21 protein-coding genes and 2 pseudogenes are annotated in these 26,040 nt (G+C 59.7%); 12 read left to right on the top strand and 11 right to left on the bottom strand.

Translation table 11 applies throughout. The features are described 5' to 3' along the window. Nucleotides 1–242: 242 nt before the first annotated feature. Nucleotides 243–422: pseudogene (locus ACFRJ9_RS14700) on the top strand (methylmalonate-semialdehyde dehydrogenase (CoA acylating)); the annotation flags it as partial. Nucleotides 423–704: 282 nt separating this feature from the next. Here the strand turns inward: ACFRJ9_RS14700 and ACFRJ9_RS14695 are convergent. Then, nucleotides 705–869: a hypothetical protein gene (locus ACFRJ9_RS14695; protein WP_377669251.1), complete on the bottom strand. Its 165-nt coding sequence runs from the start codon at nucleotides 867–869 to the stop codon at nucleotides 705–707. A 13-nt stretch (nucleotides 870–882) separates the two neighbouring features. Continuing rightward, the gene (locus ACFRJ9_RS14690; protein WP_377669249.1) at nucleotides 883–1,365 is read right to left on the bottom strand and encodes a DUF5677 domain-containing protein; all 483 of its coding nucleotides are present in this window, start codon (nucleotides 1,363–1,365) and stop codon (nucleotides 883–885) included. A 15-nt stretch (nucleotides 1,366–1,380) separates the two neighbouring features. On the opposite strand from ACFRJ9_RS14690, the gene ACFRJ9_RS14685 reads away from it, so the two are divergent. The 5 genes and pseudogenes from ACFRJ9_RS14685 (at nucleotide 1,381) to ACFRJ9_RS14665 (ending at nucleotide 8,764) form a co-directional block, all read left to right on the top strand. Beyond that, nucleotides 1,381–1,632: a hypothetical protein gene (locus ACFRJ9_RS14685; protein WP_377669247.1), complete on the top strand. Its 252-nt coding sequence runs from the start codon at nucleotides 1,381–1,383 to the stop codon at nucleotides 1,630–1,632. A gap of 35 nt (nucleotides 1,633–1,667) precedes the next feature. Continuing rightward, the gene (locus ACFRJ9_RS14680; RefSeq protein WP_231341093.1) at nucleotides 1,668–1,874 is read left to right on the top strand and encodes a ribbon-helix-helix protein, CopG family; all 207 of its coding nucleotides are present in this window, start codon (nucleotides 1,668–1,670) and stop codon (nucleotides 1,872–1,874) included. After that, nucleotides 1,871–2,239, top strand: coding sequence for a type II toxin-antitoxin system death-on-curing family toxin (locus ACFRJ9_RS14675; protein ID WP_377669245.1), 369 nt, complete (start codon nucleotides 1,871–1,873; stop codon nucleotides 2,237–2,239). The genes ACFRJ9_RS14680 and ACFRJ9_RS14675 overlap by 4 nt, the downstream gene beginning before the upstream one ends. A gap of 431 nt (nucleotides 2,240–2,670) precedes the next feature. Beyond that, nucleotides 2,671–6,318, top strand: coding sequence for a hypothetical protein (locus ACFRJ9_RS14670; RefSeq protein ID WP_377669242.1), 3,648 nt, complete (start codon nucleotides 2,671–2,673; stop codon nucleotides 6,316–6,318). Nucleotides 6,319–7,624: 1,306 nt separating this feature from the next. Then, nucleotides 7,625–8,764, top strand: a pseudogene (locus ACFRJ9_RS14665) (IS3 family transposase). On the opposite strand, the gene ACFRJ9_RS14660 reads toward ACFRJ9_RS14665, so the two are convergent. Next, the gene (locus ACFRJ9_RS14660; protein ID WP_377669239.1) at nucleotides 8,751–8,996 is read right to left on the bottom strand and encodes a hypothetical protein; all 246 of its coding nucleotides are present in this window, start codon (nucleotides 8,994–8,996) and stop codon (nucleotides 8,751–8,753) included. The pseudogene ACFRJ9_RS14665 and the gene ACFRJ9_RS14660 overlap by 14 nt on opposite strands. A 273-nt stretch (nucleotides 8,997–9,269) precedes the next feature. Here ACFRJ9_RS14660 and ACFRJ9_RS14655 point away from each other — a divergent pair, with 273 nt between their 5' ends. Further along, nucleotides 9,270–9,797, top strand: a complete 528-nt coding sequence (locus tag ACFRJ9_RS14655; protein WP_377669236.1) for a hypothetical protein — start codon at nucleotides 9,270–9,272, stop codon at nucleotides 9,795–9,797. A 46-nt stretch (nucleotides 9,798–9,843) separates the two neighbouring features. Here ACFRJ9_RS14655 and ACFRJ9_RS14650 read toward each other — a convergent pair whose 3' ends face one another. The 3 genes from ACFRJ9_RS14650 to ACFRJ9_RS14640 all read right to left on the bottom strand — a co-directional run bounded on the left by ACFRJ9_RS14650 (nucleotide 9,844) and on the right by ACFRJ9_RS14640 (nucleotide 11,782). Further along, the gene (locus ACFRJ9_RS14650; RefSeq protein ID WP_377669234.1) at nucleotides 9,844–10,305 is read right to left on the bottom strand and encodes a hypothetical protein; all 462 of its coding nucleotides are present in this window, start codon (nucleotides 10,303–10,305) and stop codon (nucleotides 9,844–9,846) included. 67 nt (nucleotides 10,306–10,372) lie between these two features. Next, on the bottom strand, nucleotides 10,373–10,897 hold the full coding sequence (locus ACFRJ9_RS14645) for a hypothetical protein (RefSeq protein ID WP_377669231.1): 525 nt from the start codon (nucleotides 10,895–10,897) through the stop codon (nucleotides 10,373–10,375). Nucleotides 10,898–11,344: 447 nt separating this feature from the next. After that, nucleotides 11,345–11,782: a hypothetical protein gene (locus ACFRJ9_RS14640; RefSeq protein ID WP_377669228.1), complete on the bottom strand. Its 438-nt coding sequence runs from the start codon at nucleotides 11,780–11,782 to the stop codon at nucleotides 11,345–11,347. A gap of 288 nt (nucleotides 11,783–12,070) precedes the next feature. On the opposite strand from ACFRJ9_RS14640, the gene ACFRJ9_RS14635 reads away from it, so the two are divergent. From ACFRJ9_RS14635 to ACFRJ9_RS14625, 3 genes are read left to right on the top strand one after another with little or no spacing between them, the layout of a single operon-like run. Then, nucleotides 12,071–13,153 (top strand): hypothetical protein, encoded by a 1,083-nt coding sequence (locus ACFRJ9_RS14635; RefSeq protein ID WP_377669226.1) that lies wholly within the window; start codon nucleotides 12,071–12,073, stop codon nucleotides 13,151–13,153. 60 nt (nucleotides 13,154–13,213) lie between these two features. After that, entirely contained in the window at nucleotides 13,214–13,669 is a 456-nt protein-coding gene (locus tag ACFRJ9_RS14630) for a hypothetical protein (RefSeq protein WP_377669223.1), read from the top strand. Further along, complete coding sequence (locus ACFRJ9_RS14625; RefSeq protein ID WP_377669221.1) at nucleotides 13,666–15,435, top strand: esterase/lipase family protein; 1,770 nt, start codon at nucleotides 13,666–13,668, stop codon at nucleotides 15,433–15,435. Before ACFRJ9_RS14630 ends, ACFRJ9_RS14625 begins: the two co-directional genes overlap by 4 nt. A 564-nt stretch (nucleotides 15,436–15,999) precedes the next feature. Here ACFRJ9_RS14625 and ACFRJ9_RS14620 read toward each other — a convergent pair. The 5 genes from ACFRJ9_RS14620 to ACFRJ9_RS14600 form a co-directional block, all read right to left on the bottom strand. Next, nucleotides 16,000–16,509: a TolB family protein gene (locus tag ACFRJ9_RS14620; protein WP_377669219.1), complete on the bottom strand. Its 510-nt coding sequence runs from the start codon at nucleotides 16,507–16,509 to the stop codon at nucleotides 16,000–16,002. A 118-nt stretch (nucleotides 16,510–16,627) separates the two neighbouring features. Next, nucleotides 16,628–17,962 carry a serine hydrolase domain-containing protein gene (locus tag ACFRJ9_RS14615; RefSeq protein WP_377669217.1) on the bottom strand — a complete coding sequence of 445 codons (1,335 nt, stop codon included), beginning with the start codon at nucleotides 17,960–17,962 and terminating at the stop codon, nucleotides 16,628–16,630. 25 nt (nucleotides 17,963–17,987) lie between these two features. Continuing rightward, nucleotides 17,988–19,319, bottom strand: a complete 1,332-nt coding sequence (locus tag ACFRJ9_RS14610) for a serine hydrolase domain-containing protein (protein ID WP_377669215.1) — start codon at nucleotides 19,317–19,319, stop codon at nucleotides 17,988–17,990. A 61-nt stretch (nucleotides 19,320–19,380) separates the two neighbouring features. Continuing rightward, nucleotides 19,381–20,715 (bottom strand): serine hydrolase domain-containing protein, encoded by a 1,335-nt coding sequence (locus tag ACFRJ9_RS14605; RefSeq protein WP_377669213.1) that lies wholly within the window; start codon nucleotides 20,713–20,715, stop codon nucleotides 19,381–19,383. 13 nt (nucleotides 20,716–20,728) lie between these two features. Then, on the bottom strand, nucleotides 20,729–23,005 hold the full coding sequence (locus ACFRJ9_RS14600; protein ID WP_377669211.1) for a DPP IV N-terminal domain-containing protein: 2,277 nt from the start codon (nucleotides 23,003–23,005) through the stop codon (nucleotides 20,729–20,731). Nucleotides 23,006–23,411: 406 nt separating this feature from the next. Here ACFRJ9_RS14600 and ACFRJ9_RS14595 point away from each other — a divergent pair, with 406 nt between their 5' ends. Next, complete coding sequence (locus tag ACFRJ9_RS14595) at nucleotides 23,412–25,004, top strand: ABC transporter substrate-binding protein (protein ID WP_377669208.1); 1,593 nt, start codon at nucleotides 23,412–23,414, stop codon at nucleotides 25,002–25,004. Nucleotides 25,005–25,040: 36 nt separating this feature from the next. After that, entirely contained in the window at nucleotides 25,041–25,979 is a 939-nt protein-coding gene (locus tag ACFRJ9_RS14590; protein WP_377669205.1) for an ABC transporter permease, read from the top strand. The last annotated feature ends 61 nt before the right edge of the window (nucleotides 25,980–26,040 follow it).

Below are 26,040 nucleotides of genomic sequence, written 5' to 3'. Positions count from 1 at the left end.
CCAACGCCGTCGCCGCACTCCACGGCAGAGCCAAGAAAGGTCTGCGGCTGGCCTATCTTCAACACACCACCACCGCCCTCTGAACCTTGCGCCCCGTGGCACGTCACGATCCACCGACGGCGGCCAAGGATGTCGTTGTTGGGCCACCCTCGCCCTGACCCAGCAACCTGCGGAACGCACTCAGCACCAGCACGGCCGGTTCAGTCATCAAAGGCAACTGACAAGGTCGTCAAGGGCGTGCACCCCTGCCCGTCCCGGTGGCCTACTACTCGTTTGGTGGGTGGAAGGCTTCGCTCTTCGGCGATAAGCACATCTACGGACCCGAAGGTGTCTCCTTCTACACCCGTGGCAAGGTGATCACCTCCCGCTGGCCGGAAACCAACCACGCATCAGGAGCGTCGTACAACTTCCCGTCCAACTAGGGGTTCGTCAGACATCGAGACGGCGGTCCCTCGGCTCCCTGCGGGATCGCCATTTCGCGCCCGCCATGTCGTCCTGGGAAGGAGCCGACTACGGTCCAGCTGGCGACATTTGAAATTGTCCAAGCGCACGGCAGCGCTATTATTCGGTTCAGAAAAGGATTCTCCACGGCCGGCCGTTCCCAACCTTCGGGCGTGGTCCTGTTTCGGCTAGGACATATGCGCCGTTATCGGCTGCGCCTATCCCTTTTGTGGATAGGGAAGGGGACTCAGAATCAGCGCGCCTCAAAGGTCGAACGCAATGATGAATGGTTTGCCGTTGGCTTTGCGTGCCTCCGCGAGGACGTTCATGCGAAGTGCCTGTTCCTGCGAAGCAGCAGGGCTTTGGGGAGGGATTCCGGGGAGCAGGGTCCATAGTTCTCGGAAGAGGACCAAGGCCATCAGAATCACTCGCGTTTCCGATTCAATTTCGTTGTGGAGGGGGGTCGATCCTCTCGGGATAGATGCTATCCACGATTCGCGGGAGCAGCGCACCTGGGGACCCGTGGGTCTGTTCGGACCATGCCGAGTATAGGAGCTTGTAGTTCACGTGGTGACGCCGGTTCGTCGATTCCCTGGCTAGCTCTGCGATGTTTCTGCCGCACCGGGTCTGCCTCCATTGAGGCGAACCGTCCCGTCGAGGCTTGGCACGAAATTCGTCGTAAGTTTCTCCTTCGAGGGCCTGCCTGATTTCGAGGACTTGTTTCAGCTGTGTTCGTTCCCCTCTTTCATGCTCGTACTCGAGGTTTGCGAGCGTTGCCAAGGCTGCCTGCAGGCTCCCGAATCTGATGAACTTGATCGCGGCGAGTTCCCTATCGTGATAGCTGTTGAGATGTTCCATGTTCAGGACGATTTCGTAAAGCTGACGGACAGGAGAAGTGGCTGTTTCCCAGTGGCCGGCTGACACGAGGACGCGGGCTGCATGGATGACGCTGATACAGCGTTCGAAGACGCCACGATCGAATCGCCCGAGTTCGGTGTCGGGTTGGTCGAGAGCGCTACTTTTCTCGCGTCCTGGATGAGGTCGTCCAAGAGTTCCAAGAGCTTTGTGACAATCTCCGCTGACATAGCGTCCTTTCGTATGCGTTGGCCATTGCAGTCTGGCACCAGCGTGACATGGCTGGTGCACTCGGAGCGCATTCGCGAGACGGTCGTGTGGATTATCAGCCCCTAAGTTAATTCTTTGTACCGTTTTGGTACCATGTGGGTATGGCAATGAATCTTCGCGTCCCGGAAGACCTCGATCGCAGGCTTGAGAAGCTCGCGGCCGAGGAACATACCTCCAAGTCGGCGTTGCTGCTTCAGGGTGCCGAGCTGATCCTGCAGCGCCACGCGCGCCGGAGTGAGATCAGCGAGGGCTTGGAGTTCGTCATGAGCCATGACGCCGAGCTGTTGACGCGGCTTGAGGACGCGTGACCGCGTACCTAGACGTTGAGGATGCGCTGCAAGTAATCGACCGGTACGGGTTCCACATCCGTGATGTTGGCTTGCTCGCCTCGGCCCTGGCCCGGCCCGCGACAACAGTCATGGGCTCTGAGGCCTATCCTGAATTGGCGATGAAGGCGGCCGCGTTGCTTGAGTCTGTGGCCCGTTTCCATCCGCTCATTGACGGCAACAAGCGCACCGCCTGGACGCTCATGGTCCTGCTGTTGTGGATCAACGGCTACCGCCATGACTTCACGACTGACGAGGGCTTCGACCTGGTGGTCGGAGTTGCTGCAGGCAACATCGAACTCCGGGATTCCGCCGCCGTGATCTCGAAGCATCTGGTGGAACGGTAATCCTGCCTCACCTTTCAGAAGAGGCCTGAGCACACTTGGCGCCCGTCAGACTCGGCCAGACGGGTATCGGAATAGGCCGTAGTCGGTATGTCTTCGGGTGTGCCCAGTGTTCGCAAGGCTTGGAACGCACTTCGAGTCCCACCTCGGGCACAGCAATCCCCTCGTCAGAGGGGGCTTTTGCCTTAACGAGTCCCCAATAGCCCTCCGCGGGTATCTCATGATTGTCGGTACTCGCCGGTACTCTGATGCCCACCAGTCTATTCAAACGTAGCGACGTCAACAGGGGGTATTCAGTGAGTCATCGATTGCCGCATCTTGCCAGCCAGATCCAAATTGAACAGTGGGGCGAGACGCAACAGGCGCAGTCGCGACTTCCGAATCTTGTTCGAAATCTTGTCGCGGACTTGGTTCCCGATCTTCAGGAATTGGTCATGCCCGGTGATGAGCACGTTAATCTGTCTGGCTATGACGGAGTCGTCCATTCGCCCGTTCAGACTCCCTTTGTTCCAGAGGGGAAGAGCGTCTGGGAGTTCGGCGTCGGCGGCAACCCCAAAGGTAAAGCTGACGCCGACTATGACACGCGAACGAAGGAGCCTTATGGCGTCAACCCATCCGATACGACGTTCGTCTTTGTGACTCCTCACCGCTGGGCCAACGGGCGTAAATGGGCCCAAGAAAAGACAGCGCTCAATGACTGGAAGAGCGTACAGGTGAGGACAGCTTCTGACCTGTATGCCGCTTTGGAACGGTCGCCGCGGACTCATGTCCGCTTTTCGGAGGAGATCGGAATTCCTGCTAATGGAGTTCAGAGCCTTATCAAGTGGTGGGAGAACTTCACGAGTGGCACACGGGGGCTCCTCACTCCTGAACTGCTCACGGCAGGTAGAACCGAGGAAGCGGCCCGGCTGCTTACGGCGATAACCGAGGAGCCCGCACGGCATCTGTGGATTGCCGCACCCGATCCAGACGACGTGTTGAGCTTTGTGGCCGCTGTTGTGCACAAGGCAGACCCAGTGATCAGGCAAGACATTCTGGATCGGACGCTGGTCGTTTTCGATCCAGGAGCTCTTGCTTACCTGTGCGAGACGGAAGGGCTACTGCTTCTTGTCCCCTTTGAGGAGTCACTCGTGCGACGGGCCGACCTCGTAAACGGTCATCACATCATCTTGCATAGCTCGTCCGGAACGACGGGGGACTTCGAGCTGCGGGGAACCCCTATCGGAGAGGCCGAGAAGATCCTCAAGAGCCTTGGCGTAGAAGATGACCGGGTGAGCGTCCTGGCCCGGGCGATCAACAAGAGCGTCCCACTCTATAAGCGGCGGCTAACGGGTGTGTCGAGCGCGGCAACCGTCGTAGTCCGGGCCTTCGCGGACGATTCCATCGCACGCAGATCGTGGATGCTGGGGTCGTGGAACCTCAGGTCGCCCGGTGATGTCGCGGCCGTCGAGCGCGTCGCCGGCAGTGTTGAGGCCTTTCAGAAGGCGACGAACGCGTTGCTTGACGGAGCTGCGCCGATATTCACCCGAGTTGGTTCAGCGTGGAAGATATTTGACCGCCAAGACTCCATAGGTCAGGTCGTCGCTAAGGTCACGGCGGATGATCTGACGTCCGTCGAAGCCGTCGTGCAGGAGATTCTCGGCGCCGTTGACCCGAAGCTCGAATTGCCAAGAGACGAGCGATGGAAGGCTGCTATCCACGGAAAGGTCAGGAACCACTCCTCGGATCTTCGGAAGGGCCTGGCCGCAACGCTCGCTCAATTTGGTTCGTTGGAGGGCGACGCCAACCGTGTAGTAGGTGGACAGAGTCTGGGCGGCTGGGCGCAGCTGATGGTCAGGGCTCTCCTCCAACGAGCCAACGAAGACAAGACCGGCAAGGTGTGGGAGTCGCTTCTTGACGTGCTCTCACTTCTGGCCGAGGCTGCGCCCGACTTCCTTCTTGAAGCGGTTGAAGCGGCGCTGGAGCCTGGCGGCGCGCTCAGTGTTGGCATGTTCCCTGACTCTGAACGCACGTTCCTGTCGCCAACCAGCCCACATGTCTACCTGCAGTCGGCCCTTGAAGTTCTAGCGTGGTCTCCGGTGTACTTTAGTGAGGCCTCGCAGCTCATCATGCTCTTGGCGGCCAAGGCGCCGAATGACTCGATATCAAACCACCCGACGGGGGTACTCGCAGGGCTCTTCCTTCCGTGGCGGCCGCAGACTTCCGCGTCTCTGAAGTCGCGGAATACGGTCCTGTCCAAGTTCGTCAAGAGCAATCCGGTCGAGGCTTGGAAGCTCTTACTTGCCCTCTTCCCTGGCCGGCATGGGTTCGTAACAGTATCCGGTGGCCCGGAGTTCCATGATTGGAAGGAACGGGCCACCGAGTCGAACGTATCGATGCCCGACTACGTGGACTCGGTCGGCCGAATTGTCGACCTAGGTATTCAGCTCGCGCGGCAGGAGCCAAGTCGGCTCGTCGACCTCGTCTCGAAGATCGATGACTTGAGCAGTGAGCCGCGCGATCGGCTACTGAGACTATTCGCGGAGTTCGGCCGAGACGGAACATTGGACGAAACGGACTCAGAGGCCGTCTGGAAGGAGCTGACCTCGTTTATCCGGCGGCATCGCGAGTACAGCGACTCCCAGTGGGCCCTCGACGAGGCAACCCTAGGGTCCCTCGACCAGGTTGCTGAGCTTTTCAAACCTGCAAGGCGAGAGGAGCAGGTCTCATGGCTCTTTGATTACCACCCGGAATTGGGTGACATCTCACGTAGAGACAACTATGAAGAGTACGACCGGGAACTTCAACGTCGGCAGACGGCCGCTGCCGAGGAAGTGTTCGCACAAAGTGGCCTCCATGGGTTGCTTGACTTGGCCGCCACGGTAAGGAGGCCGTGGTCCGTCGGCCATGCAATCACTCAATCTTCAAACGTAGATCTCGACGGCGACACCCTAGCCCCTCTCATCGTCGACGAACGTGCAGGGGTCACGGAGTTTGCGCACGCCGCGATCGCGCAACTTGCCAAGGAGGGCGACGAAGCAATCGTGGCATTGGCCAAGCGCCATACTGAACCGCCGCTTCTCGCGGCTCGGATCTTGCGAATCGTTGACGATCTCCCGAGCGCGTGGGAAGCCTTGGAGCAGTTGGGTGAGCAGGTCAGCCAACACTACTGGGAGGAATTCCAGACCCATGGACGCGGTCAATTTCAGCTTGTGAACGAGACTGCTCGCCGTCTCGGAAATCATAAGCGATATGCGGCTGCTCTGGATTTGATGGCGATGTATTCCCATGGCGGCAAGGTCAAGCTGGATCCTGAGCTAATCCTGGATCTGATTGATGCCTTTTCGTCCGAGGATCCTGAGACCGGAGTTCTTTCGCAGTACGATATCGGTGCCTTACTCGATTATGTCGAACGAGACGACGCGATCGACGTGCAGCGGCTTGGGCTTTTGCAGTGGAACCTGCTCCCTGCTTTAGACGAGTCTGCGAGCATCCGAGCGCTTGAGTCTTTGTTGGCTGGTTCAGCTGACTTCTTTGTCCAGATGATCAGCTTCCTCTATTGCAGGGGCGATGAGGAGGAGGAACCCAAGGTCCCTGAAAATGTTTCCTCGAACGCGTGGCATCTCCTGGACCGCTGGACGATGATCCCGGGATCTAAGCCCAACGACGGAATCGTTGACGAGACCGCACTGTTTCAATGGGTCGAGGACGTTCGCCGGCTTCTCGAGGAATCAGGTCGTCTCGACGTTGGAGAGGCCCATATCGGTATAGTTCTCGCCCGGGCCAAGATTGATGCCCAAGACTCGATCTGGCCATGCGTCCCAGTGCGAAATTTCCTCGAGGGCCAGAGTAGCGAAGTGATCAACCGGAATTTCAAGGACGGTATCTTCAACAAGCGAGATGCTACATCGCGTAGCTTGACGGAGGGAGGCGAACAAGAGCGAGTACTTGCGAAGGAATACCGCGACTACGCCGCCGAGCTTGTCGATGAGTGGCCCAAGACCGCACGGCTCCTGCGTGAGGTTGCCAAGGGGTACGAAGACGATGCGCGCGGGCATGATGAAGAAGCTCAAAGAATTCAGGAAGGGTTCGGGCTGAGGTAGGTGATTTTGGGCTTAATGAACACCGTGCCGACGCTCATGGTAAGTGAAGGAACAGCCTCGTTTAACCTCTGGTTTCGACTGCTGTAGGCGCGAATTCTTGCGACCTCTTTTGCGAATTCTTCGCATCAGGGTCGGTTTGGCCCACGGTGAAGGCTCCTTTGACTTGCGAGAACGCTGGGTTGGAGGGCTTTGTCTTGTCCGTATCCGTTCAAACCGTGCGGAACGCCCTGGCGAAAGGGCGGCCTTATTGGCGTGAGTCGTAGATTCAGGCAACGGGTACTGCGGGGTCCATACCTGCGGTTGGTATCCGGCTCGATCTTGGAAGTGCGCGTACGGGTTGCTGCGGGCGGCTCTGAACCGCAGAATCTTTCGGTGGGGACCTTCCGGCATCCCGTGTCGTGTTAGTCCCGTCAGAATTGGCAAGAGGGGTGTGGACAGTGTCCACACATTGGCCTTCGGACTGGGCCGTACCTAGGCCGGACTGGCCCGGATTGCCGATGTTTCCGCGGGATCCCAGTGTTTGCAAGGCCTGGAATCCCGTTCGGGTCCCACCTCGGGCACGGCATACCCCCTCGTCAGTGGGGGTTTTTGCTTTAACGTGTTGACAATTGTTGACAGGAACCTCTGTTGTTGTGCCGACTGTCGCGTGGCCGCCGGTTGGCCTGTTCAGTTGTGAGGGAGCGGACTCAGTGTCTTGGCTGTCGGGCGTTCCGCTTGCTGGGTTGTCGGGTGATTCAATCCTCCGTTCCGGGTGTTTTGGCGGCCCTTGTTGGCCGTTCACTTCTTCATGGTTCCCGCGAGTACGGATGACATGACTTTCAGCAAAATTATTTTTCAGCATCCGGACATCGTTGCTCCCTGCTGAGATCTGACGCGGTGCATTTGTCCGGCCAAAGGGGGTGTGGGCATTGTCCACACTTAAGTCTGCTTTATGGCCGGGCATGATCGTTCCGGATTTCTTGCACACACAACTTTCATTGATGAAAGTCGTCGTCAACGACATGACGGTTCTTGATCGGATCGCACCTTCACAGCACAGCCGATCGTCTTGTGGATGATGAAGGTGTCTCATTGGTCTCGGAACGCGCTGAGGCCGGCGACGACGTGTCCTGGTCGATCGTTTTGGTGCCGGAGGCGGGATGCGTGACCAGATGGGTACTGTGGTGGTTTGGGCGAAGAGGATGTGTTCGCGCATGTCGCTGGCGAGTTATCACGCTTTGATGGGGCAGTTTCACCCGATGGGACTGCCCCCGGTTTTGTTGACTCCTTGACCTAGCGAGCTTGTGCTCGTGGAAGGATGTTGACCATGCCCACAGCTTATGGGGCGGAGTTCCGCCAGGACGTTATTGATGTGGCCCGCAAGGGCGAAGCGCCGCTGGCGCAGATTGCGAAGGATATTGGGCTGTCAGTCACGACGCTCAAGCGTTGGATTGCCATTGCCGAACGTAAAGATTCCGGGACCGTCCCGGCAAACGGTGATTCGGCCGAGATGCGGGAGTTGAAGAAGCGGAACCGTCTGTTGGAGCAGGAGAACGAGATTCTGCGCCGGGCCGCTGCGTATCTGGCCAGGGACATCAACCCAAAATGATCTACCCGCTGGTCACGGATCTTGCCGCCGTCGGTGTTTCCGTGGCGGTGACCTGCAGGGTATTGGGATTCAGCAAGCAAGGCTATTTCCGGTGGAGGTCCAGCCCGGTAATGGAACGGGACTGGGTCGATGCGCACCTCGTCAACGCCGCCCTGGACATCCACTCGGACGACCCGGCGTTCGGGTACCGTTTCATCGCCGACGAACTTTAACGGAAGGGCACCACGGCGGGTGAGAACAGGGTCCAGCGCAACTGCAGGGACCACGGCATCTGGTCGGTGTTCGCAAAGAAACGCAGCCTGAACCGAAACCGGGACCACCTGTTCACGACGGTCTGGTCGAACGGGACTTCACCGCCGGGACGCCGAACGAACTGTGGCTCACAGACATCACCGGACACCCCACCGCCGAGGGCAAGCTCTACCTCTGCGCGGTTAGGGATGTCTATTCCGGACGGATCGTCGGGTACTCGATGGACTCGCGGATGAAGTCGTCTCTCGCCGTGGCAGCACTGGAGAACGCGGTGCGCTCACGCCGTCTGGCAGGGACAGTGGTGCATTCGGATCGTGGGTCCCAGTTCAGGTCTCGCCGGTTTGTCGAATCGCTCCGTCATCATGGACTCTCCGGCTCGATGGGCAGGGTCGGGGCGTGCGCGGACAACGCCGCGATGGAATCGTTCTTCTCGCTGCTGCAAAAGAACATCCTGGACCGTCAGCTGTGGACTACCAGACAGGACCTCCGGCTGGCCATCACGACCTGGATCGAACGGACTTGCCACCGCCGGCGACGGCAAAGACGGCTGGGAAAACTTAAGCCCATCGAATATGAAACAACCGGACCGCGCTCACAGCGGCCTAAGTCCCCGAGCCAACAAAAGCCGGGGCAGTCCTCCGTCGGGTGCGATGCCTTTGCTTTCCCTGTAGCGCCTTGAGTGGATGGTCGCTGTTTCACGGAGATCGCGAAAGTAGCAAAGCCCCAACGTGAAGAGGGCACCGCCGGCAAAGATGACAGGAATGACGGCCGCCCAAAATGGAAGCTTCACGGCGGCGAGGATAAGCGACAGGACGAAGAGTGCCTGATAGTCAGCCATCACGGCTTTGATGGGCGCAGGCGCCGCACGGAAAACGCGCCAATGGAGTCGGGGACTTCTGATGGTTGCTCCCTGCTTGTTGGCTTGGGTTTGATGAGCCTGCGGCACCTGCTTCGACCGCATCGGAGGGAAGCCGCCATTCCTGGATGGGCGCTTCCGCAGCCATCTGTGGCCACGTCCGGAGCAGCCTGATCGATCAGTGAGAATGGAGCCATGGTAAACAACGCCGTGCTGTTCAGGGAACGGCAGTGGACCTATTGAGGGCAGGAGGTCGTGTTGGCTAAGTTGAAAACCTTCACTGTGGTCGAGCTGATGGGGGCCGGCTTTGATGGATTCGTGCCGTTCGCCAGGATCAAGCAGCAGTACTCCCCAAGTGATGGTGGGATACCGCGATCACCTGGTGTCTATGTTGTCGTCCGGCCCAGCACCGATCATCCGGAGTTCATCGCAAAGGGATTCGGGGGCACCCACAAGGCCAGGAAAGCGAACGTGCCTGTCGCTGAGCTCGAGGCCAAGTGGGTGGCGGGCGCATCTGTTGTCTATATCGGCAAGGCAAGCCAGAGATCGAAACTCGACGGCTTGTGGGGCCGCATCGATGAGTATGCGAAGGCAGGGCGCCCAGGTATGACTCACAACCACAGCGGCGGTGAACGCATCTGGCAGCTGGCCGATGCGCGTGACCTGCGGGTGGCCTGGAAGGTCGTGGCCGATCGGACCGAAAAGAAACTCGAAGAAGCCATGATTTCGGCCTTTGTGGAGCGGTATGGAAGGCTGCCGTTCGGCAATCGAAGTTCCACGTAGGTCCCGCCTGCTGCCACGTCCAGTGGAGTGTTGTGTCGGCCGGCAGCTACACCCGGTCGAACGAGATGGCGAAATGGTTGGGGGCTTGATCTGTCGCAAGCGCCCAGGCCCACCCGGGCAGTGCTGCTGTAGCGGCGAAAAACCCATCCAACGATAGGTCGAAGGACCAGAGGGTTCCGCGGCCGAGGGCGGACGTTGGTGGGCTTTCTGGCCACAAGAACACGCAGGACAGTTGCCAGATTGCCGGGTTTTCGTCGGAGGTCTCGATGAATTGCCGGGTGAGGTCCACCATGAACGCTATCGTGTCGGCGTGATCTGCTGGGCCGAACTGGGCGAGAACGCCGTCGCCGTCTTCCTGGGCAGGAGCTGCGTCCGTTGCCGGCACTGCAGCGAACTGCCTGAATACATCAAATACCGTGCCAGGACTTGGCGGGAGGCCTGCTATGCCATTGGGGGTCTTTTCAGCCAACTGCATCTCCAACTGGGCACGGGATTCGCTGATCAACATGGCTTCATTATCCGGACTCTTGAGTCGACGCTACGAACCGGTTCCAGCGACCCGTGCCAAGGACCAGTTAGAACGGCTTGACCATCTCCGCGACGTACCACTTGTTGTCGACGTACCTCAAAGTGAAGGCGCCACCGGACTGGCCGGGCGTGGTCTTCCCGTTCATGCTTATTTGCAGGTCATCGCCTTCGATCTTTGCCGTGTCGTCTTTTACTTCGACGTTGGCGGGATCGAAGGTGAATTTTGTTTCGTAATTCATGAGGTAGACCAAAGCAATAGTGTTTAGCAGATCATTCGCATCTTTCTGGGCCATGCCCGGACGCATACGCTTGTGCGCTTCGGGGAAATGACTTTCCGGATACTGCAGGCCCTTCTTGACGAAGTCGGGAGTCTCTTTCTTGACATCGGCGAGGAAGGCCTCGAACTCTTTCACTGCCTCCATAGAGCTCTTGCCCCCACTGAGACCATCCAGGAAGCCGGGAGAGTTCGGGGCAGAACAGCCGGCCAGAAGCACGATCACGGACAGAATCATCGTCGCGAATAAGTGCCCGGTCCTCGGTATCCCGATCGGAAACAGCTGCTTTCCCGCCATTGTGCCTCCACCCCTGAGTTCCAACTTGTACGGGAACCATAGCCCGCCGACAGGGTGGTACAAAGGGCGCCGCCAGAAATGTCACAGGTTTGGGTGACAAGTTGCCGACTCATTCGTACCGTGAGGCGATAAGTGGGGGATGATCAACATATCCCACTCTCACTGTTCGCATCACCTCCGCTTGGCCATGAGTAGGGCAACGTCACGACAAGTGCCGAAGCCCGTCACAGCAGCCCCTCAAACCCATGGAGTTCAACGCGGTGAGCTTCAAGGGTTCGGAATGGTTGCATCAGCCTTCAGCAACTTTGCCTGTCCTGTGAGGCGTCTTTGTCATTGAGACTGTTTTCGTTGACGTTGCTTACGTAGGCGTATTCAGTGTAGAGCGTGCCCGTTTTGACGAAATTTGCTTTATAGGGGTGAGCTTCGTGCCGCGTTTTCAGCCATAAATCAAAACCCTTCTGGCCTTGCGTGATGAAAGCTTCTTCCCATTGCCGAGAGCTTCATCTCTACCAATGCTGCCGGTCCTGTCTTCCCAGAAGCTGAAATCAAATCACTAATCGCCGATATTTCGTCCTCAGTCAACCGAACATTCATCATGGCATTGATCCGGTCAACCAGTTTTGGCAGGATGTCATTCCCGTCCTTCAACTCGCTGGCCGTGATTTTCGAACTCTCGACCAGCGCATCACACTCTTTGACATCGGCTTTGGTAACGAGGCTCTGCTTGCCAGTAGGAGCGACCGACGAAGATGGTTGAGTATTGCCAGCTATGGGCTGGTTTTCGGGAGCAACCGGCTTCTGCGGCAGCAAGCCAGTGGGGTTTTGCAGTGTCGTCACCACCGCGTTTATGAGGCCTGCAGCCAGAACGCCAGCGGTTGCGATCATGGCTAGAAATGTCACAACTTTGGGTGACAAGTTACCGACTCATTCACGCAAAGTGGCGACAAGCGGCCGCAATCAACATATTCTGCTCTCACCGTTCGCATCGCATCCGATCGGCAAAGGGTAGGACTACGGCGTGAAAGTGCCGCAGTCCAACGTACGGGGGCGCACATGAAATCTAATGAGGAACAAACTGCAGACCGGAATGCGCCTGTTGGTTTGGCTTACGGGAACACCCATGGACGGCTGGGGAAGCCGATACAGTCACGAAGGACGATGCTTGGTGTTGGAATGGCGGTACTGCTCCTTGTGGCAGGCTGCTCTTCACCGGGTTCCGGAAGCGGCACCAACGAATTTGCCCAACCCCAGGCAGGGAACGGTTCCGGGCCGTCGGTGCCGACAAATCCAGCCCTGGCCAGTTGTGCGCTTGCCGCTGCAGAGGTCCAGACGGCACTTGAGCCTTGGCTGGGACCGGGTGAGGTTGCCATTGATCTTGGTGACACTCGAACAGGGAATAATCAATGCTCCTATACTTTGCCCAAAGGTTCGTTGACGCTGAGCGGCGATGGCCGGAAGGTTCTGAACGGCTCCTTTGAGCCAAGCTTTGTGATACACCGCTACCGGTACGACGATGATTCAGGCGTTGTGCACAGCATGGGCATCTACAACGTGGATCGGGACTTCGGGGGAAGGACGCCTAAGGCGGTATTCGATTCCGTATCCATTGCTGTCCGGGACGTTGAGAAGGCTGCTGGTACCGACAAAGGTGTCCAATTTCTTTGGTCGGAGGACGGCGGCCTGGTGACAGACGGGCGATCAGATGTCTACGTCGCGGGTCCCGGTGACTACTGGTACACAGCCGGCATTGGCGGGATGAAGCCTGACTATTCGTACGCGTCTTCACTTATCGAGCTGGGCAAGATGTTGTTCACCAAAGGTGGATCCGGAACTTCGAACATTCCTACCACCTCAGTTCCACCGACAGCCGGGACGGTCGACACTTCTGCGCAGGGCGCCGCTCCTGCACTGGATGCAGCACTGCCAGCCCTGCCGGTTGACGGCTTGCGAGCCAAGATGGCCGGCACCTGGACGGGCGCAGTTACAGGGGACTCCTCTAAATACACCGTCAAAGCGACCATACGGGAATCAAGTGGGGTACTTACGGCCGACGTTGAATACCCTGAGCTCAAATGCTCAGCCACGTGGACGGAAGTCCTTGTCAGTGGGAGCGCAGTGTCCGTCAAGGAAAAGCTGAAGTCAGGCAAGTGCCTCGACAACGTCACTATCGGCTTGACGTTGAACGAACAAACGATCTCTGCCTACTTCGTTGGTAGTCCGGGCAAAACCATTCAAGCCGAACTGAGTCGTGGGTAGGGGACCTGTCTTGCGATCCCATGGCCCGTCAGCGCCTCACCCGACGACGATAGGTATCCAGTGAAGAAGCAGTTCCTGGTAATCGGTTCTGCAGTAGTCGTATCCATGCTTCTGTTGCTGGCATTCTGGATCGTCAACCCGCTGGGCTGGGGCCAGGAAGCCAACGGTCAAGCGGGGCCAACACAGACTGCTTCACCGACCCCATCCAACGAACAGGAAGCTGACGCCCAGGCGGCAGCGGAAGCGTTGTCCCGGCTGACTGAAAGTCCTTCAGAAGGCATTTCGGCACAGACCAGGCAATCGTTCAACGCAGAGGTGGCGTTGCCTGCTGGGTCGAAGCTGGCACCAGAAGTGTCCACATGGGCGCCAGACGGCATTGGGGGAGGAACGATGAACGTCGTCATGACTGTTCCTGGGCAAGCCGACTCCCGATATGTAGCCGTGATGGTCAAAGAGGACGGTGCGTGGAAGCTCCTGGGAACAATGGAGCAGAAGGAAGGGGCGGAAACACCATGAAGGGCGTGCGTGTCATGAGTTCGGTCCTGGCCGCGGCACTTACCTTGGGCATTGTTGTATCGGTTGGTTCGCCGGCCCGTGCTGATGAACCGGCTTCGTGGACGAGCTCTTGCAATGTCCCCGGTTTGGCTTTCGCGCCAGTCATTTCGAAAGATCAGGACAACTCGCGGACTCCCGTCAAAGTGCGCGCTGACGCCCGCGGCAAATATGTCCCCATTGTCTATGTCCACGGGTGGACTGGTGCGAGCACCCACAATGAGGCCGCCAAAGGGGCGTTCTCAGCCAAACCCGATCTGCTGACGTCCAAAATCGGTACGGCCGCTCCTACACGCACGCTTATCGGCAACGTGCAGGATCTTGGTGGAACAGCGGTATTTACCTTTGACTACGAAAAGTACGCTTCCCGTTGGGTCACTGACAGCAATATAGGACGTCCACTGGCCGATGCCCTGAACTGCCTGTACGACAGGAGCGGGGAAAAGGTGATCGTGGTGGCCCATTCCATGGGCGGGCTGGCTACGCGCCAGGCACTCGGGCTGGGTGGGAGTGCATTGGCGGCGAAAGTCAGCCAGGTGATCACTTTCGGGACGCCAAATACAGGATCGATCGGAGCTGCCGTAGCTGCGCTGGGTGTCGAAGCCGCGGGCCTGACAAATGTGACGATGTTCGTTTTCCGGATGTGGCTTTCCTATTGTGGGAAGCTGAAGTCCGAGGACCTCAACCGGTCCGACTTGTTGTGTGCGGCGTTTTTGCCTGCATGGCTGTTGTCGTTCGATTCGGAAGCAGCGAAGGCTCTTCGGAGCGGCTCCCAGCAGCTCCGGGATTTGCCTCCGTGGCCTTCGGGCTTGCCCGTGCATTCGCTCGCCGGAGCGGCTCAGTTCACCCTCGTTGGCCAGGGATTCTTCAAACAAGAGATACAGGGCGAGGCGGGCGTAGGCGACATCGTTGTGGACTTGGGATCAGCCCAGGCAGGGGCAACCACGAAGAAACAAGCTGCCTGTTCTTATGAAATGGAAGGGTACACGAACGTCTTCAATGGTATCCGTACTGACTGGTTGGGTATTGCAACCAAGAATGAGGTCTCGCGGTCGTTCGTAAACCTGCTGACACAACCCATACCCTGCTTTCACGGAAACCTGATGCGCAATATGGACCTCGCCCTTGAACAGCTAGGTTACATAGCCGACGACGTGCAATCACGCATACCGACCACGAAGGTCGTGACGATCCGCCCATGGGTTGACGGATCAGAGGCAAACCCCAACCGCGTTATCGACGGCAGGACGGCGAAAAAGGCCTTTTGCAGCGGATCCAATGTTGCAGGCCGTGCTGATGCCTTTCGGTGTTTCGTTGACCAAGGCGTCCACGATCCGTGCCTGCAAAATCCAGCAAAGATCACCGAGTATTTGTGCTACTTCGGATTGGAGAAAGTTCTCATCCAAAACGTACGTGCTGACTCCACGCGCGTACCGAGTACTACTGCCCCGGAACAGAGCTCACCATTTCTTGTGACGCTTGCCGACGGAACAGTGTGCCGTACGTCGTCAGGGGCAGGGCCGCCGGCCATCCAGGGTTACCCCTATTGGGCGGGTAGTTGCAGCGGTCCCCACTCAGGAATCTGGCGGGCCAGGGATGCCGATCGCGGAGCGAATCCTATGTCTGGCCTATTGGATAAGACATCCTCGGGTACGTGGCACATAGCCATTGAAGAAGATGCCAAGTCCGGAAAAGTAACGTTGTATCCAGTGGCCCTGGCATATCGCTAAGGGCGACGCTGTCACCACTTTGCTATCGGGAAGGTGATCGAAAGCCACGGTCGTAGCCTGCTCAAAATGGACCCCTGTCCGGACTCTTCCGGTCAGGGCTTCCGGTGTTTGCCATGGTTGTGCCGTTGGCATTGTGTGCAATCCGAAGGATCTGCAGCGGCGCGGAGATTTTGTGCTCGGGTCCTTCCACTGTTCGCCTCAGCTACACGAGCGACGAGAAGTTCGACTATCTGCGCTGATGTCGCCCGTCCATTCATGCAACTCCGATTGCACGCTATCGGGCAAATAAACGCGCATGATTTGAGCATTGATTTGCACTAAGTCGAGCGCTCATACCTAAGAGGCGGAATATCCGCCCAGACCTTAAGAATCTGAAGCACCAAGGTGCACTGCTGCGTCAATGGCCAGGCCCAATAGATTTCAATTATTCTTTCAAACCCTGTGAGCGGACGAAGATGACCTCATCATGACCAATTCACTTCAATTACCACAAGCAGACCACCGAATGACAAAGTACATCTACGTTGCCATTGCTGTCAGCACCCTTGCCGGGCTGATATTCGGTTACGATATCGGAATCTCAGGGGTGCTGGTGGTTTCGTAGCCAATGACTTTCGCCTGGACAGCCTTCTGAAAGGCGCAGTGGTTCGCGACGTCATCGCTGCCTTCGCCAGGCAACGCAGCAGAGTCGATAGGGCCGGCGAACGCGATACGTGTGCCGTCGTCGCTCCACACCGGGGCGCCGGCACCGAAGGCCTGCGTCGTGACCTGCTCGGCTTCGCCGCCGCCGACCGGCAGAACCCAAATCTGAGGCGGCCTATCCTGGGCGCGCAGGAAGGCCAGACGCGTCCCATCCGGGCTCCACCTCGGTGAGGAGTCACCGGTTCCTCGGGTCAACCGGCGCGGTTCGCCGCCCCCGGCGGCCACGAGCCACAGCGAGCGTTCGTCGCGGTCCTCGGCGCGGTTGGTGCTCTTCAGAACATAAGCGATGCTGCCGCCATCCGGCGACAGTGCAGGCTGCTCTGGAAGCTGCGTGGCAACGAGGTCACCAATGCTTACACGTTGTTGTGCCATCGTGTGGGACTCCTGTTCAAGAGGTACGTTGTGCGGGGCCTGGCTTGGGGCGCCCCCACCAATCGGGTTCGAATGGTAGGGGCGCCCGGTCGTCTGGGAGCCTGGCGCTATGGCAGAACTACACGCGCCGGGCTGCGAATGCGCCGTTGTGGAGCAACGTGGATCGTCCGTCCGGGCCGAGTCCGAAGGCGATGTCCCAGGTGTGGTTGCCGGTGACGGAGTCATCGATTGGCAGGAAGCGGTGCTCGGCGATGGGGGCCAGCGCCGTACGGAGGATCTCGCCACCATGGTTCATTTCCAGGAACAGCCCGGCGCCGTCAGTACCTACGACGTAGCTGGTGTCGCCTTGTTCGTAACTGCCGACGTAGAGCGATGCGTCCACGGCCAGGGATGGATCAGCCACCGGTCGGGCAGGTTTGGCAACGCCGAGCCAGTCACGGAAGATCGTGGAGAAAGCAGCGTCGGCGAACGGGTATCCGCTGGATGGGTTGTTGACTACGGTTGCCACCGACACACCCAGCTCCGGGACCCAGAGCAGGGTGGATGATCCGTGTTCGGTAGTTCCGGAATGCCCGAAGATCTCGGTTCCGTCCCAGATCTTCTTGTAGGGACCGAGGCACCAGGAGTCAGCGAACACCTTGGACGGTACCGATACCTGGGGTGTTTGCATGGTGGCCACGGCCTGTTCCGAAAGCAGGGTGGTGCCGTCGGCGGCCTTGCCACCGCGAAGGAAGATCTGCCCGAACCGGGCCAGATCCCGGGCAGTCGTGGCAAGAGTACCGCCGTCCGGCCCCGAGCCCCGGTACTGGCTCCAAGGGCGGACCACCTCGGGGGTGTGGCCAACGGACGCCGGGTGGTAGGCCAGGTCCTCGAACAAGGACACTGATTCGGTCAAACCGGCGGGCCGGAGCAACCTGTCCCTCAAGGCCTCATCCCAGCATTGCCCGGTCATTCGCTCCACCAGCAGCCCGGACACCGCCGTCGAGGCGTTGCTGTATCCGTATGCGGTGCCGGGCGGGAAGGTCAACGGAATGTCACCGATGAAACTGACGTATTCGGCAACGCTGTCGTCGTTGCGGGACGTGTACACGTAGGGTCCGTTGTCCAGGCCGCTGGTCATGGACATCAGGTGCCGTGGGGTGATGGTCCGCCATTCTTCTCCGGCGGCCAGCCGAACCTCGGGGAGGTACTCGGTCACCGGGGTGTCCAGGTCGATCAGCCCTGCATCGACCAACTGCATCACGAGCACAGCGGTGTACACCTTGGTGGTGGAACCGATCTGGAAGATCGTGTTCTCTGTGACGGGAATGCCCAGCTCGGCGTTGGCAACACCGGAACTGGCCTGCCAGACCTGATCGCCCTGGGCGATGGCGATCTGCGCGCCGGTGACGTCGTATTCCGGGCGAAGGCGGTCGCACAGATCCTGCAGGTCTGAGGCGGTAAATTTGGTCATTAAATTCTCCATATCAGTAGGGAGGTCAGCGGCGGCGAGCTGTGAAAGGGCCTATGTGCAGCAGCGTGGATCGTCCGTCCGGGCCGAGCCCGAAGGCGATGGCAGGGGTCTGGTTCCCTGTGGCGGAGCCGGTTGGCAGGAATCGGTGCTCGCCGATCGGAGCCAGCGCCCGGCGCATGATCGTACCGCGCATGTTCATCTCCAGGACGAGTCCGGTCTCATTGGTACCGACGACGTAGCTGGTGTCGTGCTGTTCGTATTCGCCGATGTAGAGCGATGGGTCCACGGCCAGAGTCGGATCAGCCACGGGACGGGCCGGTTTGGAGAGGCCGAGCCAGTCAGAGAAGATCGTGGTTAAGGCGGCGTCAGCGAACGGGTAGCCGCTGGATGGGTTGTTGGCCACGGCGGCCAACGAAACACCCAGTTCCGGGCACCAGAGCAGCACGGATGCTCCGTGCTCGGTGCCTCCGGGATGCCCGAAGATGTCGATCCCGTCCCAGGTTTTCTGGTGGGGACCGAGGCACCAGGAGTCAGCGAACACCTTCGACGGTACCGAGACGTGTGGTGTTTGCATGGTGGCGACGGCCTGTTCGGAGAGCAGGGTGGTGCCGTCGGCGGCTTTGCCACCGCGCAGGAAGATCTGTCCGAACCGGGCAAGATCCCGGGCTGTGGTGGCGAGGGTTCCACCGTCCGGGCCTGAGCCCCGGTACGGACTCCAAGGGCGGACCACCTCGGGGGTGTGGCCGACGGATACCGGGTGGTAGGCCAGGTCCTCGAACAAGGACATTGACTCGGTCAAACCGGCGGGCCGGAGCAACCTGTCCCGCAGGGCCTCATCCCAGCATTGCCCGGTGATTCGCTCTACCAGCAGCCCGGACACCGTCGTCGAGGCGTTGCTGTATCCGTGCGCGGTGCCGGGTGGGAAGGTCAAGGGAATGTCGCCGATGAAACTGATGTACTCGGCAACGCTGTCGTCATTGCGGGAAGTATGCGCGTACGGTCCGTTGTCCAGGCCACTGGTCATCGACATCAGGTGGCGTGGGGTGATGGTCCGCCATTCTTCTCCGGCTGCCAATCGGACGTCGGGGAGATACTCGGTCACCGGGGTGTCCAGGTCGATCAGCCCGGCATCGACCAGCTGCATCACTAACACGGCGGTGTAGATTTTGGTGGTGGAGCCGATCTGGAAGATCGTGTGCTCGGTGACGGGAATGCCGAGCTCGGCGTTGGCCACACCGGAACTGGCCTGCACTACTTGCTCGCCCTGGGCGATGGCGATCTGCGCGCCGGTGACGTCGTGTTCCGGGCGAAGTCGGTCGCACAGGTCCTGCAGGTCCGCGGCCGTAAAGTCAATCATCAAATTCTCCAGTTCAGTTGAATACCGCAAGCTCTCGGGTATCCGAGAGCTTGCGGGGAGGTCAGCGGCGGCGAGCTGCGAATGCGCCGTTGTGCAGCAACGTGGATCGTCCGTCCGGGCCGAGCCCGAAGGCGATGTCCCAGGTGTGGTTGCCGGTGACGGAGTCATCGATTGGCAGGAAGCGGTGCTCGGCGATCGGTGCCAGGGCAGTCCGCAGGATCTCACCACCCTGGTTCATTTCCAGGAACAGCCCGGCATCGTCGGTACCGACGATGTAGCTGGTGTCGTGCTGTTCGTATTCGCCGACGTAGAGCGATGCGTCCACTGCCAGGGTGGGATCGGCCACAGGGCGGGCCGGTTTGGCAACGCCGAGCCAGTCACGGAAGATCGTGGTGAAAACGGCGTCGGCGAACGGGTAGCCGCGGTGTGGGGTGTTCACTACCGTCGCCACCGACAGATCCAGTTCCGGGACCCAGAGCAGGGTGGATGATCCGTGGGAGGTGGTTCCGGAATGCCCGAAGATCTCGGTCCCGTCCCAAGTTTTCTGGTAGGGACCGACGCACCACGAATCAGCGAACACCTTCGACGGCACCGATACCTGCGGAGTCTGCATGGTGGCCACAGCCTGTTCGGAAAGCAATGTGGTGCCGTCGGCCGCTTTGCCACCGCGAAGGAAGATCTGTCCGAACCGGGCCAGATCACGTGCAGTGGTAGCCAGCGTAGTGCCAGCCGGGCCAAGGCCCCGGTACGGGCACCAGGGGCGCGCCACTTCGGGGGTGTGACCGACGGATACCGGGTGGTAGGCCAGGTCCTCGAACAAGGACACTGATTCGGTCAAACCGGCGGGTCGGAGCAGCTTGTCGCGCAGGGCCTCATCCCAGCATTGCCCGGTCATTCGCTCCACCAGCAGCCCGGACACCGTCGTCGAGGCGTTGCTGTATCCGTACGCGCTGCCAGGTGGGAAGGTCAACGGAATGTCGCCGATGAAACTGATGTACTCGGCAGCACTGTCGTCATTGCGGGACGTGTCCGAGTATGGTCCGTTGTCCAGGCCGCTGGTCATCGACATCAGGTGCCGTGGCGTGATCTTCCGCCATTCTTCTCCGGCGGCCAACCGGACGCCGGGTAGGTACTCGGCCACCGGGGTGTCCAAGTCGATCAGCCCGGCATCGACCAACTGCATCACCAGTACGGCGGTGTACACCTTGGTGGTGGAGCCGATCTGGAAGATCGTGTTCTCTGTGACGGGAATGCCGAGCTCGGCGTTGGCAACACCGGAACTGGCCTGCCAGACCTGATCGCCCTGGGCGATGGCGATCTGCGCACCGGTGACGTCCAGTTCCGGGCGAAGGCGTTCGCACAGATCCTGCAGGTCCGCAGTAGTAAAGTTAGTCATCAAATTCTCCATATCAGCTGGCCGCAGCGGCGAGTTCTTCGGCGGACAGTGCAGCCTCGGGTATGCGATAGTTTGTGGGCGGTTCGACGTTCATCAGATGCCGGACGAAATAGTCCCATCGACGCCGCGTCACGTACTGGCGGCGGCCGTAGAAGGAGTGTTCAACTCCCGGAACGATGAGCAGGTCGAAGTCCCTGTTGGCCTCGATCAGGGCATCAACGAGCCTCATGGTCAGATGAGGAGTGACGTTGTCGTCCATGTCGCCGTGAACCAGCATGAGTTTGCCGGTGAGGTTGGCTGCGAGTTCGGTATTGGATAGCCGGGCACCAGCTTCCGGGTCATAAGGGCCATCATAGATTTCGGCCCAGCCGGCAATGTAGAACCGATTGTCGTGGTTTCCGGCTTCGGCCACTCCGACCCGGTAGAAATCAGGGAATGTCAGCAACGCGCGCGCCGTTGCGAAGCCGCCGCCGGAGAGTCCGAAGATGCCCACCCGATCCAGATCGAGCCAGGGCCGCTCGGTTCCGAGCTGTTTCAGCGCGGCGACGTGATCCTCGAGACCGCCTGCACCCCCCATGTTTCGCCAGGAGTAATCGTGAAAGGCTTTGTCCCGTCCGGGAGTGCCGCGGCCATCGATTGCGAAAACGGCGAAGCCCAGGGCAACCATGGCTTCTGATTCGCTGGCATAGCCGCCTTGGTCGAAACCTGGACGAACCCGATGGATCTGGGGGCCAGGATAGGGGTGGTCGATCACGGGGTAGCTCTTGGTGGGGTCGAATCCGTAGGGTTTGTGGAGGACACCGAAGATCTCGGTGACTCCGTCCGCGGCGAGGGCCCGGATCCGCTCGGGCGCGGTCCAGCCGGCGGCCAACAGCCGGGTGATGTCAGCTCGTTCCAGTTCCATCACAACCGTGCCGTTCCGGTCCCGCAGGGTGATCGTTGGCGGGGTGTTCACGGTTGAGGCGGAGTCTACGAACCATTGGCCGGCGGGGTCCGTCGATACCTCGTGATCCAGGTGATCGTCGGTGAGTCGGGTGAGTTCTCCGCCGTCCAGGCTGACCTTGACCAGCGTCCGGCAGTACGGATCATTCGGGACCAGCCCTGAGACAGTAAGGTACGCAACCCGTTCTGTCTCATCGACATGCAGGATCTGCTGGACCGCGAGTTCGCCTTTGGTGAGCTGCTCTACCGGTTCGCCGGTGGCGAGGTCGTACCGATAGAGGTGTCCCCACCCGTCGCGTTGTGAGTACCACAAGGCCTCCTGCCCGCCGGCCAGAACCTTCACCAACGGAGGACCGACTTGAGCGGGCTCCACCCGGGTGCTGTCTGACTCCGTGATCAGCGTGCGCAACTCGCCTGTGGCTGGGTCCAAGGCAACCAGCCGCAAGGTGAGTTGATCACGTGCGGTGTCAAGGTGGTACACAGTCGCGCCGTCCGCTGCCCACCACGCTACGGCGGTGAGAAGCGGGCTGGCGTACTCCAGATTGAAGGTCCCGGCACCTCGAACAACAGACCGGGCCGCGACGTCCAGCACCACCCACTCAGCCTGTGGCAGGGGTTCGCCGGGGAGTGCGTAGCGGTAGCTGTGCAACCGGGGACGGCTGCCATCGGCGGGCACCGACTCCACCAGATGCATCCACTCAACCGGGCGTTGGTCGATTTGATGAGTCAGAATCCGGGAGGAGTCCGGGGACCACATCAGCCGAGGACGTTCGCGCAAACCCAGTTTTGCCAGTCGGAAGCGCGATCCTATGGAGTCTGCGTCGCAGGCATAGCTCAGATCCGCTGAACCGTCGGTGGTGATGGCGGTCTCTTCGTCGGTGTCGACTGAACGGACCCACACGTTGTGATCGCGCCGGAAGGCAACCCATTTACCGTCGGGTGAGGCCACTCCAGACTCGTCCGACTGGGCGGGCCCCGTTTTCCGCGTGCACGATCCGTCCGCCGGCTGATAGCGCCAGCGGCTGTCGAATGCGCCGAATTCGATGGCGTCGTCTGTGACTTCGACGGATCGGAACGGAAGCGCATATGGCTTCACCATCTGATCGGCTGCCGCGGATAATACGGTGGCCAGGCGTTCGTGATCGAACGCCTGGGATTTGGTCGCGGTGGCAGGATCGATGAGGACGAACTCGCCGCCCCGCTCGGTATCTACCCGGTAGGTGAACCGGCCCGTGTCACCGATCCACTCTGGGGAAACCTTGGACCGCAACACCAACTCCGGACGATGGTGTCCCAACAGTCGCTCTGCCCTGTCGTAGGCCTGGACGGGCAATGAATTCTTCAGCATCATTCTCCTTCGATGAGGGGTGAGTGTACGTAATGCATGCGTAGTGAGCGATGGGATTTCACCCATGCTTCAGGAGCTAGCGGGGGTACGGTAGCCGTCCTGCTCCACTTTCGTGGTTGATCACGGCGGTGGCCGGACACGAGTCAACCTCTCACTGTGGACGTTACGCCCCGCACCTGCCGGGTGTGTTGTAGAAATGTTCAAGACTGGACGGATTTGATTGAAGAGCCGGACAACGGTGCCGTCGCGCTGATGTGGGATTGTGTTCTGAAGCACACAATCTCGGTCATCCGCCGCAGGGTTGTGTAAAGAACTTTTCCGCAGCGCTCATGTTTGCCGCCGCGTGTGGCCGCCGGTAACCCCGATGGGCCTCTCCCACTCACTATTTCCCTCTTAGGAGAGCTCAATGTCGTCATCAAAGGTGAAACACTTCACCGGTTATCGGACCCGTCTGGGTGTCATGCTGGTCAGCGCGCTGTTGCTGGCTGGCTGTAGTGGCGGTTCGTCCGCCAACGATCCAAAGGGAAGCCCGGCGGACACCCTTGTGATTGCATCGCCAGCGCCCCCGCAGGTTCTGGTCATTTCTGGCGGCTGGGATGTCCCCTTGCAAAACGCCGTGATGGACACGGTCCTGGGCCGGGATTCGGACGGCAAATTGATCCCCCGTCTCGCGGAGTCGTGGAGTGAGCCAACACCGAATACCTTGGTGTTCAAATTGCGCCAGGGCGTGGTGTTTTCCGATGGTACGCCGATGACTGCTGAGGATGTGGCGTTCTCCTTGCAGCGGCACACCGATCCGCAGGTGGCCTCGCAGGTGGCAAGTGTTGTGGCAACGGTGGTATCGGTGAAGGCTACGGCTCCGGACGAGGTCACGGTGGTCCTGAGCAAGGGAGCGCAGACCTTCCTGGCCAACGTTCCTGTGATTTGGCAGGTGCTTCCGAAGAAGCTCGCCGAAGCTCATCCGCAGGATCTGGGAACACCTGAGGTTCCCCCGATCGGAACCGGCCCGTACAAGATCACGAACTTCTCCCTGGTGGATGGGGTGAGCCTGGAACGTAACGATAAGTACTGGGGAACAAAGGCGCCGATTGCCAAGGTGAAAACCACTGCGATCACCAGCCCGGATGCACTCCGGTTGGCCGCGACCTCTGGAGACGTGGACATAACGTATGTGGGAGCTACAGATTTCCAGAACTGGGAGTCCGTAACCAACTTCGATCTACAGAAGATCCACGGCAACGGTATCGAATCACTCTGGATGAATGTGAACGATCCGCATCTTTCCGATCTGCATGTGCGGCGGGCGATCGCCCACGCCGTGGACCGTGAGGCCGTGTTGGGGTTGTCCACTGCTGGTCACGGCCAACGAGCCGATACCATCGTCCCGCTACCGCAGCTCAAGAACCTCTTCGGCGAGGACGGCTACCAGCAGGTCGTCGACGGTATACCGCACTACGACTACGATCTCGAGGCTGCAAAGGCAGAGCTGGCGAAGTCGAAATTCCCGAACGGTTTCGAGATGACTCTCAACCATGACGCCGCTGATCCGCAAATCAATTCCCTGCAGGCCATCAAGGCTGATCTGGCCAAGATCGGAATCACCATCACGCTCAATCCACTCCCGTCGGACAAGTTTTGGGCGGGGACGATGCGACACGAGGACCTCACGCTCGGCCTGTCAAGCCTTGGTTATGTCACCGCCGACGTTGGTGAGGTATTGCCTGACCAACTGGGTAGTGTCGCTGCCCAGCCCCAGGGTTTCAACTTCTCCCAGTTCGCCAGTCCGGAGATGGACGCGAAAATCGACGACGTCCTGGGAACCACCGGCGAGGCTCGCAAGGCCGCAACTGCTTCGGTGTTGGAGACCGCAGCCGATCAGGTGCCCTACATTCCGATTGCTTACCCGGACTACGCCTGGGCATTGAGCAAGAAGTTCACGGGAACGCTCACTGTCTGGACTTTGGATCCGTTCACAACGCTCCGACCCGCGGGATCCTGAGTGTTGTCTGCATCTGGCAAAGGAACGGTGGTTTAGGTGATCATCGCCAAACTGGTAGCTCGCCGCCTGGCTGCGGCAGTGGTGGTGCTGTTCGTGCTCTCAGTCATCACGTTTGCCCTGCTCGCTTTGCCCGAGGGAGGGCCGGAAAGAGCGCTGCTCGGTAACCGGCCTTCAACCCCGGAGGTATTGGAAGCGATCCGTGCCAAGTACCTGCTGGATGAGCCATTCCTCGTGCAGTATTGGAACTGGTTCACCCACGCAATCACTGGTGACTTCGGCACCTCCATCACGGCTCGCCAGCCGGTCATGACCATGATTGGTCAGCGATTTCCCATCACAGCCACGTTGGGTATCTACGCACTCGTATTAACGGTGCTCATCGGCATTCCCGCAGGACTTGCCGCCGGGCTGCGCCGCGGGAAGCTGGTGGACAAGTCCATCACCTTGGTATCGCTGGTTTTCATGTCCGCCCCGGCCTTTGCGCTGGCCCTGCTGCTCCTGTACGTGTTTGCAGTCGCCTTGAACTGGTTCCCGGTCTACGGCATTGGCGACCTCAACCACTTCACGCTGCCGGCGATCGCGCTGGCACTTGGCCAAGCCGCGATTCTGGTGCGGCAAACCCGGGCTGCAGCGCTGGACATTGGCGGCCAGGACTACATCACCTTTGCCAGAGCCAGAGGACTTGGCAGGAGCCGGATTTGGGGTCGCTACTCACTGCGAAATTCCGCGCTTCCGATCCTGACGGTGGCCGGGCTTATCGCCGCAGGCAACTTGACGGGTGCGGTGTTTGTGGAGCAGACCTTCAGCCTGCCAGGCCTCGGCTCGTTGCTGGTTCAGGCAGTGGGACAGAAGGACATCCCCTTGGTCCAGGCACTTGTCCTGCTCGGTGGGTTGGTGATGATCCTGGCGAACTTGCTGGTGGATGTGGCCTACATGATTGTTGACCCGCGCGTCAGATATGCCACGGCGGCATGAGCATGTATCAGATGCCACATCCGATCGATGCAATGACCAAAAGAACCAAACCAAGGTCCGG

The sequence above is a fragment of the Paenarthrobacter sp. NPDC056912 genome, assembly GCF_042786555.1.
Taxonomy (GTDB): Bacteria; Actinomycetota; Actinomycetes; order Actinomycetales; family Micrococcaceae; genus Arthrobacter.
Note: the sequence above shows the minus strand (reverse complement) of the source record. Positions and strands in the feature narration are given on the sequence as shown.

Excerpts from the sequence above, each read along its gene's own strand:
- ACFRJ9_RS14685 (WP_377669247.1), top strand. The coding sequence starts at position 1,381 with ATGGATGACGCTGATACAGCGTTCGAAGACGCCACGATCGAATCGCCC.
- ACFRJ9_RS14680 (WP_231341093.1), top strand. The coding sequence starts at position 1,668 with ATGGCAATGAATCTTCGCGTCCCGGAAGACCTCGATCGCAGGCTTGAG.
- ACFRJ9_RS14670 (WP_377669242.1), top strand. The coding sequence starts at position 2,671 with ATGCCCGGTGATGAGCACGTTAATCTGTCTGGCTATGACGGAGTCGTC.
- ACFRJ9_RS14660 (WP_377669239.1), bottom strand. The coding sequence starts at position 8,996 with ATGGCTGACTATCAGGCACTCTTCGTCCTGTCGCTTATCCTCGCCGCC.
- ACFRJ9_RS14650 (WP_377669234.1), bottom strand. The coding sequence starts at position 10,305 with ATGTTGATCAGCGAATCCCGTGCCCAGTTGGAGATGCAGTTGGCTGAA.
- ACFRJ9_RS14645 (WP_377669231.1), bottom strand. The coding sequence starts at position 10,897 with ATGGCGGGAAAGCAGCTGTTTCCGATCGGGATACCGAGGACCGGGCAC.
- ACFRJ9_RS14640 (WP_377669228.1), bottom strand. The coding sequence starts at position 11,782 with ATGATCGCAACCGCTGGCGTTCTGGCTGCAGGCCTCATAAACGCGGTG.
- ACFRJ9_RS14635 (WP_377669226.1), top strand. The coding sequence starts at position 12,071 with ATGGCGGTACTGCTCCTTGTGGCAGGCTGCTCTTCACCGGGTTCCGGA.
- ACFRJ9_RS14625 (WP_377669221.1), top strand. The coding sequence starts at position 13,666 with ATGAAGGGCGTGCGTGTCATGAGTTCGGTCCTGGCCGCGGCACTTACC.
- ACFRJ9_RS14620 (WP_377669219.1), bottom strand. The coding sequence starts at position 16,509 with ATGGCACAACAACGTGTAAGCATTGGTGACCTCGTTGCCACGCAGCTT.
- ACFRJ9_RS14615 (WP_377669217.1), bottom strand. The coding sequence starts at position 17,962 with ATGACCAAATTTACCGCCTCAGACCTGCAGGATCTGTGCGACCGCCTT.
- ACFRJ9_RS14610 (WP_377669215.1), bottom strand. The coding sequence starts at position 19,319 with ATGATTGACTTTACGGCCGCGGACCTGCAGGACCTGTGCGACCGACTT.
- ACFRJ9_RS14605 (WP_377669213.1), bottom strand. The coding sequence starts at position 20,715 with ATGACTAACTTTACTACTGCGGACCTGCAGGATCTGTGCGAACGCCTT.
- ACFRJ9_RS14600 (WP_377669211.1), bottom strand. The coding sequence starts at position 23,005 with ATGCTGAAGAATTCATTGCCCGTCCAGGCCTACGACAGGGCAGAGCGA.
- ACFRJ9_RS14595 (WP_377669208.1), top strand. The coding sequence starts at position 23,412 with ATGTCGTCATCAAAGGTGAAACACTTCACCGGTTATCGGACCCGTCTG.